We start from the raw sequence: 6971 nt of genomic DNA, 5'->3' as shown, positions 1-6971 counted from the left end.
CGCCTCGTCCTTCGCCGTCGCACCGTCACGCGGATGGGGCAGCATGTGCTCCAGGTTCGCCACACTCCACCCCGTGACCGGCACAGGATCACCACAGCCGACCGAACAACTCGACAGGCGGATCGGGGCGCCACCCACGAACTTGAAGACGTTGCCCGCCTCGTCCTTCGCCGTCGCACCGTCACGCGGATGGGGCAGCATGTGCTCCAGGTTCGCCACACTCCACCCCGTGACCGGCACAGGATCACCACAACCGACCGAACAACTCGACAGGTGAATCGGGGCGCCACCCACGAACTTGAAGACGTTGCCCGCCTCGTCCTTCGCCGTCGCACCGTCACGCGGCTGAGCCTCCATGTGGTCGAGGTTCGCCACACTCCACCCCGTGATCGGCACAGGGCGTCCGCAGCCGACCGAGCAACTCGACAGGTGAACCGGCGCCCCACCCACGAACTTGAACACATGGCCGGCTTCGTCGCGGGCGGTCGCGCCGTCCACCGGGCGTTGACGCAGATGGTTGCCTGGATGCTCAAGCTGAAGCGTACCGGCCGGAACGGGCACCGGGCTGCCGCAGCCGGGCGCGCAGCTGGACAGGTGGATGGGCGCGCCACCGACGAACTTGAAGATGTTGCCGCCTTCGTCCCTGACGCTCGCGCCATCGCGCGGGTACGGCCGGGCCGCGTCGACGATCCGCTGCGTCACCTTGACATGCCTGCCCGGGCACAGCCCGTTGGCACACGTCGTCATCCACAGCGGCGCACCCCCGGCCATCTTGTAGACGCGCCCGGTGTCACACGTCGCCAGGACGGTGCCGTCGGCCAGGTTGCCGACCGAGGGCAACTCGGGGCAGGGCGTCTCCACCGGCGGCTGCTCCCCCGGAGGGGGATCGTCCGGCGGCGGCGGGTCGTTCGGCGGGAACGTCGGCGGCACACCGGTGATCTCCCGGCACACCCGCGCCGTCGGGTCCGTGGGGGACGGCCCCTGCATGCCGCCGGCCACCCACTTCTCCGCTTCTCTGAGCATGTACTGCAGGTCGGTGTAAGTGGCCCTGCCGCAGTAGGTGCCGGGCCCGGTGAACCGCATCCGGACTGTCCTGGCGCACGGGTTTCCGGCGAGATCCTTGTCGGTCATGCACACCGGGGTGCTGACCATGTCACCCCCGCGGTAGGGGTCGCTGCCGGCCTTCCATATCGCCACCGTCAGCGTCCCGTCGCCCAGGCACATCGGGCCGGTGCGCTTCCGGCACTTCCACGGGCCGGCCAGCTCACCTATGCAACCGAGGAAGCGGCCACTGACATAGATGGTGCCGTCGGCACCGACCTGTGAGCCCATGCTCGCGGTGATTCTGCACTCACCGGTGTAGGACTTGCCGCCGAGTGGCCAGGAGAACGAGGTGTTACCCGGATCGGCACGAGCCGGCTCAGCCCTGCCGACCTGCCAGGTCACCAGGAACGCGGCCATCATTACCCACGCCACGGCAAGAACCCCGAACCTTCGTAAACGAACCCGTATAGCCATGAATCCTCCTGTTGATGACACGCGCTGCGACGAACCTCGCGTTCGCCGACAGGGGGACAGCCACCACGGCAGCCACCGGCTGCCCGCCGAATCAGGCGCTCACCGAGCCGAAACCCGAAAGCGGGCGGCCATCTTTTCTGAACAAGTGTCCAATATCCTAGTGAGCGTCTGTTCACAACAGCTCGTGAACGGGCCCGCTCCCTCGTGATCCAGGGTTGCCCGAGCATCCGCGGGCCGTCGAGTGGCCACCACAGCGTCAGCACCCGGGCGACGCGGCCATGCACGATCTACGACTCTTGCTACAACGATAAGAGTATGTTCACACTTTTATTTTCCCGGCCAGGGCCACTTCGTGGTCACCTTCAGCCATGTTGACCTCGCTGGAACGCCGGTCTTCGACCTCTTCCCGTTCGCGGTCGGCCGACCATCGAGAGCCGGGAGGCAAGTAGCCGGTCACGACACCACAAGACGCGAAGAACCGGCGCAAAGTTCTGCTGGGGCAGGTCGAAGAGGCCAGCGCCTTCGCCCTGAAGGAAGGCGCCCCCATCGAGGACCTTCGCGCCGCGGCCGACCCCTTGTTCAGCTCGTACGTGGCCATGGGTCCCGCGATGCCGGACCCCACGACCGCAACTTCGCTCGCCACACCGACCCCCTGGCTATCGATCGATAACCGTCACGAGTGGAAGGTTATCAATTGATAATCTTCCGGGCAACCGGAGGAGGACCGCGGCAATCCGTGCGTCAGCCGCAGGGCACGGAGTCGTCTCCCGTCGTGTATACCTTTGGCGGTGTCGCACGCCCGACTTGCCGGGGACCATGGGGAGGATGTCGCACCAAGAGACGGATCCACGTGATCAACCGGCCCCTTTCGGCACCATCGTCGTGCTGACCACGCTGTCAGCCATCGTCGTGATGGCGATCGAGCGCCTGCTGGCGACACCCGTGAGCATGAAATGGCTGCTCGTGGGGCCGATGGCGCTCGTGGTCTACGAGGTGGTGATCCACGACGTCTGGTGGAGGCGATGGTGGGGCGCCGTCCCCGGAGCGTTGGCGGGACTGGCGATCTACTTCGAGGGGCGCGAGATGGTCACCGTCGTCGTGGGGCCGTCGTGGGCCCACGACGTGGCGTATGTCGTGGCCTGGTCCGCCTTCGCGGCGATCTTCGCGGCGGCCAGCCGGGCCGCCGTCCTGGACGGGGATCGAGCACCTCGCAACAGTGGTGAGGACCAAGAGCCCGGACCTGCCTGACCTCGCGGAGCTCGAACAGCCAGAGCGAGGACACCGACGAACCGGCGGCATCCTCGATCGCGCCGTCCGCCGAGCCCACGACTTGCGGGTTCGCAGACTGCTACCACCGACGATGCAGGTTGGGCGAAAGGCGCCGGGCGATCCTTCACGGCGCGCGAGGGACCCTGTGGGGATCGAGCAGGCGGCGTCGATGTTCCGAGAACGGGGTTCGACAATAATAAAAATATAGTGATACGATTTCCTGCATGCCGAGAGTCGCCGACCACGCAGAGCGCCGCCGCCAGGTGGTGGAGGCCACGCTCCGGGTGATGGCGGCCCGGGGAGTGGAAGGGCCCACGATGGCCGAGGTCGCCGCGGAGGCGGGGGTCTCCGTGGGGCTGGTGCAGCGCTACTTCCCGACCAAGGACGAGATGCTGCTGCTGACCTTCGAGTTCCTCGGCGCCCGGCTGATGGTGCGGATCAAGACGGCGTGGCAGGCCGGTCACTCGGTCAGGGAACGCCTGCGCCGGTGCCTGCTGGAGTTGCTCCCGCTGGACGACGAGCGGATCGCGGAGATCAAGATTTACCAGGTGTTCTGCGGCAGGGCGATGAGCAATCCCGCGCTGCGACGAGTGCAGGTGACGCTGCACGCCACCGCACGGGCCGACCTCGGGGCGGCCATCGCGCGGGCGCAGGACGAGGGGGAGATCCCGGGCGAGCTGAATCCGGGCGAGGAGGCGGCGTTGTTGTGGGCATTGGTCGATGGACTCGCGGCGCACGGTTGTGCCGATCCAGCCGGGATGCCGCCGGCCATGGCCGAGCGTCTGGTCGACCGGCAACTGGACCGGCTGTTCAGCTGAGGCGCGGCATGTCCTCATGACTTGTTTTTGAACAAGAGTTCAGCAAAGAGTGAAGATGCTCGGGAGTGCCGCTTCGTCTTCCCGCGCACCGTCGTCGAGGGCGGCCTGGCCGCCCAGCTGAACGGCGGGCACCCTGGTCCGGCTGTGAAGCCGAGCAGCGCCAAGAGCACGGTCAACCGTGACCGATTCGGCGTCATTGACGGGCCTGCGGTCTCTCGGGGACCAAGGCAGGAGAAACGATCAAACCGAAGGAGCACGACCATGAAACTGAACGGTGTCTACGTAGGTCTCCCGGCCGTCGATCTGGCGGTCTCACAGCAGTGGTACGAGCGGGTCACCGGCCTGACGGGGGACGCGGAGTCGGCCCCCGACATGGTCGTCTTCGAGGTCTCCGGAGACAACGGGTTCGAGCTCGAGCGCGTCGAAGTCGTACCGGCCGGGCTCGGCTGGGGTCTCCGGCTCGTGGTCGAGGACGTGGAGCGCGAGCGCGCGAGCCTGGTCGAGAACGGTTTCACGCCCAGTGCGATCGAATCCGTCCCCGGCCTCGTGGCCTTCTGCCACCTGCACGACCCTGACGGCAACCTGGTCACCGTGGTCCAGGAGCTGAGTTAGGTCCTTGTCTCAAAGCCGGTCAACGCGTGTCGCATCCGGATGGACGAAGAGGTCTCCGGTACAGGGTTCGCCGACGAAGGAGAACCTGAACATCGGAGACCTCATGGCCGCCTCAACGGTGACGCGGCGGTGCAGGCCCTGGCCGATGCTGCAGGCCTGATCCCTGCGTCACTTCCAGCGCTTTGCGCAGTTCTGCGGTCTCGTGGCGCCGAGCGGCTCGTTCTTCCTCCAGCGTGCGAGCCAGCGCCCTCAGCGCCGATGACGGGGCAGCGGGTTCGGCATCCGTACCACGGGGTCCGCCATACCGCGCGACGTCGATCGTTGCCGTTCGATCCGCGCACGTGGTTCCGGGTGACGGCAGAGGAAGTCCGTGCTCACCCCAGCAGCTGCGGCGACGGCGGTGAAGCTGACCGGGCAGGGGCGACGCGGCCATGCGGCGTCGCCCCTGCCCGGTCGCCCTGCGAGCTCACTCGCGCCGCGGTCCTCCCGCGTTCAGGGCGGTCATGAAACGCGTGAGGAGCGGGCCCATGTCCCCGGCTCGCCAGACCAGGTGCAAGGTGGTGGCGGTACCCGCGAGTCGTCGAGCCGTCACGCCGTCCCGGTGCAGCACTCGATAGGAGTCGGCCATCACGGCCGCGCCGAACCCGGCGGCGACCAGCGCGAGGATCGTCTGGACGGTCCGGCCCCGTGCGCCGACGCGCGGAACGATCCCGGCGTGGTGGCACAACGAGGTGATCTCGTCGTGCGCGTGGGGCGCGGATTCGCGTGGCCACAGCACCAGGGGGATCTCGCTGAGTACGGACACCGGTGCCGGTTCACGGGTCGTGGCCAGGGCGTGGCCGGCCGGCAGGAAGAGGGTCAACGGCTCTCGCGCCCAGACTCGTGTGGCGAGACGGGCGTCGCGGACCGGCAGCCGCTGCACGGCCACGTCGAGGCTTCCGTCCAGGATGCCGGCCGACATCTCGGCGTCGTCGAACAGCTCCACCAGGGACAGGTCGACGTCGGGAAGTTCCGCTCGCAGCCGGCCGAGGGCGCCTCCCAGCGCGCCGTTGATGCCCGATCCGGCGAACCCGACCGTCACCCGGCCGGTCTTGCCTTCGGCGGCCAGCCGTACGTCGTGCAGGGCGGCTTCTGCTTCGGCCAGCATGCGCACGGCTCGCCGGAGCAGCGCCGCGCCGGCCGCGGTGGGCGCGAGGCCTCGGCCGGTGCGGACGAACAGCTCAGTATCCAAGCGTCGTTCCAGGTCACGCAGTTGCCGGCTCAGGGTCGGCTGGGTCAGCCGCAGGCGGCGAGCGGCTCCGCTGATGGATCCCTCTTCGGCGATCACCACCAGGTAGCCCATCACCCGCACATCCATCCATGCCTCCACAGCATGGATGGTATATCGATCGATGCCTTGCAGTAGGCGGGTTGGGGTCCTCAGGGGAAGAATGAAGCCGTCCCGCTGTTCTGAAACGCCGGAGTCGTCGTGAAACACCTTGGAGTTCTCGCTCACAGCACGGGAGGAGCCGCCCTTTGCTTCCTCACCTTCTGCGAGGAGGGATTTCGCCGTACCGGTCGCAACGAGCATCCCGACGTCACCCTGGACTACGTCGCCTTCGGGTACAGCATGCCCGCCTGGGAGAGCGGAGATCACGCGACCGTCCGGGCCACCCTGGCCACCAGCGCGCGGCGGCTCGCCCGGGCCGACGCCGACTTCTTCGCCTGCCCGGACAACACCGCCCACATGGCTCTGGAGGTGCCGGGACCGGACCTCCCGCTGCCGGGTCTCCACATCGCCGAGGTCGTCGCGGACCAGGCCGCGGCCGAAGGGCGTACCCGCGTCGGCGTGCTGGGCACCAAGTACACGATGGACGGCCCGATGTACCCGCGGGCGCTCGCCTCCCGTGGGATCGCCGCGGAGCTGCCGGACGCCGACGACCGCGACCTCGTCAACGAGGTGATCTTCAAGGAGCTGGTGAACGGTGTGATCAGCGACGCGTCGCGCCAGCAGTACCTCCGCGTCATCGAACGGCTGGCCGGCCGGGGCTGTGACGCGGTCGCGCTCGTCTGCACCGAGATCCCGTTGCTGATCACGCCCGATGTTTCTTGCCTGCCGACGTTGGATTCGACCCGTCTGCTGGCCCGTGCGGCCTACGACGTCGCCGTTGGGGAGCGTGCGATGCCCGATTGGCGCGGTGGCCCTCGATGAGCCCGGGACGCCGCGCGACCCTCTCACACCCCGAACGGCGCCTCGAGGCGCTGGGGTTGAGGTTGCCGGAGGTCGTCCCTCCGGTCGCGGCCTACGTGCCCGCCGTACGCAGTGGTGACCACGTCCACGTCTCGGGCCAGGTGCCGCTGCGGGAGGGGCGGCTGATCGCGACCGGCCGGCTCGGTGACACGGTCAGCGTGGAAGTCGCCTACGAGTGCGCGTGTCAGTGCGCGCTGAACGCGCTGGCGGCGCTGAAGGCGGAGATCGGCGATCTGGCGGCGGTGGCGCGCGTGGTCAAGGCCCTGGTGTTCGTCGCGTCGACGCCCGATTTCACCCGGCTCCCACAGGTCGGCGATGGGGCGTCGGACCTGCTCCGCGAACTTTTCGGCGACGCCGGACGGCATGCCCGCTCAGCGGTCGGGGTGTCGTCGCTGCCGCTGAACTCACCCGTCGAACTGGAACTTCTGATCGAGATTCGCCGACCGGCACGCGGCTGAGCCCGCGAATCCCTGGAACCCCCGGCCGCCGGCCCGTGGGGACGGCAACACCTTTCGTCACAAGGA

At 68.2% G+C, this 6971-nt stretch carries 8 protein-coding genes; 5 read left to right on the top strand and 3 right to left on the bottom strand.

Annotated features, from left to right (window positions below; all coding sequences use genetic code 11):
- Both ACIBHY_RS09495 and ACIBHY_RS09490 read right to left on the bottom strand, forming a co-directional pair.
- A partial coding sequence (locus ACIBHY_RS09495; RefSeq protein WP_397306408.1) for a hypothetical protein occupies positions 1 to 1476 on the bottom strand: 1476 nt, incomplete at its 3' end.
- Positions 1477 to 1837: 361 nt separating this feature from the next.
- On the bottom strand, positions 1838 to 2116 hold the full coding sequence (locus tag ACIBHY_RS09490) for a hypothetical protein (protein WP_397306407.1): 279 nt from the start codon (positions 2114 to 2116) through the stop codon (positions 1838 to 1840).
- Between the two features lie 227 nt (positions 2117 to 2343).
- Here ACIBHY_RS09490 and ACIBHY_RS09485 point away from each other — a divergent pair, with 227 nt between their 5' ends.
- From ACIBHY_RS09485 to ACIBHY_RS09475, 3 genes are all read left to right on the top strand, one after another.
- Positions 2344 to 2766, top strand: coding sequence for a hypothetical protein (locus tag ACIBHY_RS09485; protein WP_397249639.1), 423 nt, complete (start codon positions 2344 to 2346; stop codon positions 2764 to 2766).
- Between the two features lie 245 nt (positions 2767 to 3011).
- On the top strand, positions 3012 to 3605 hold the full coding sequence (locus ACIBHY_RS09480) for a TetR/AcrR family transcriptional regulator (RefSeq protein WP_397249641.1): 594 nt from the start codon (positions 3012 to 3014) through the stop codon (positions 3603 to 3605).
- A 261-nt stretch (positions 3606 to 3866) separates the two neighbouring features.
- Complete coding sequence (locus tag ACIBHY_RS09475) at positions 3867 to 4217, top strand: VOC family protein (protein WP_397249643.1); 351 nt, start codon at positions 3867 to 3869, stop codon at positions 4215 to 4217.
- A 466-nt stretch (positions 4218 to 4683) separates the two neighbouring features.
- Here the strand turns inward: ACIBHY_RS09475 and ACIBHY_RS09470 are convergent, their stop codons facing one another.
- Positions 4684 to 5586, bottom strand: a complete 903-nt coding sequence (locus tag ACIBHY_RS09470; RefSeq protein WP_397249645.1) for a LysR family transcriptional regulator — start codon at positions 5584 to 5586, stop codon at positions 4684 to 4686.
- 99 nt (positions 5587 to 5685) lie between these two features.
- Between ACIBHY_RS09470 and ACIBHY_RS09465 the strand changes: the two genes are divergently transcribed.
- Both ACIBHY_RS09465 and ACIBHY_RS09460 read left to right on the top strand, forming a co-directional pair.
- Positions 5686 to 6408: an aspartate/glutamate racemase family protein gene (locus ACIBHY_RS09465; protein WP_397306406.1), complete on the top strand. Its 723-nt coding sequence runs from the start codon at positions 5686 to 5688 to the stop codon at positions 6406 to 6408.
- Positions 6405 to 6905, top strand: coding sequence for a RidA family protein (locus ACIBHY_RS09460; protein WP_397249649.1), 501 nt, complete (start codon positions 6405 to 6407; stop codon positions 6903 to 6905). Before ACIBHY_RS09465 ends, ACIBHY_RS09460 begins: the two co-directional genes overlap by 4 nt.
- Positions 6906 to 6971: the final 66 nt, after the last annotated feature.

Source organism: Nonomuraea sp. NPDC050547, assembly GCF_044457345.1.
Classification (GTDB): Bacteria; Actinomycetota; Actinomycetes; order Streptosporangiales; family Streptosporangiaceae; genus Nonomuraea.
Note: the sequence above shows the minus strand (reverse complement) of the source record. Positions and strands in the feature narration are given on the sequence as shown.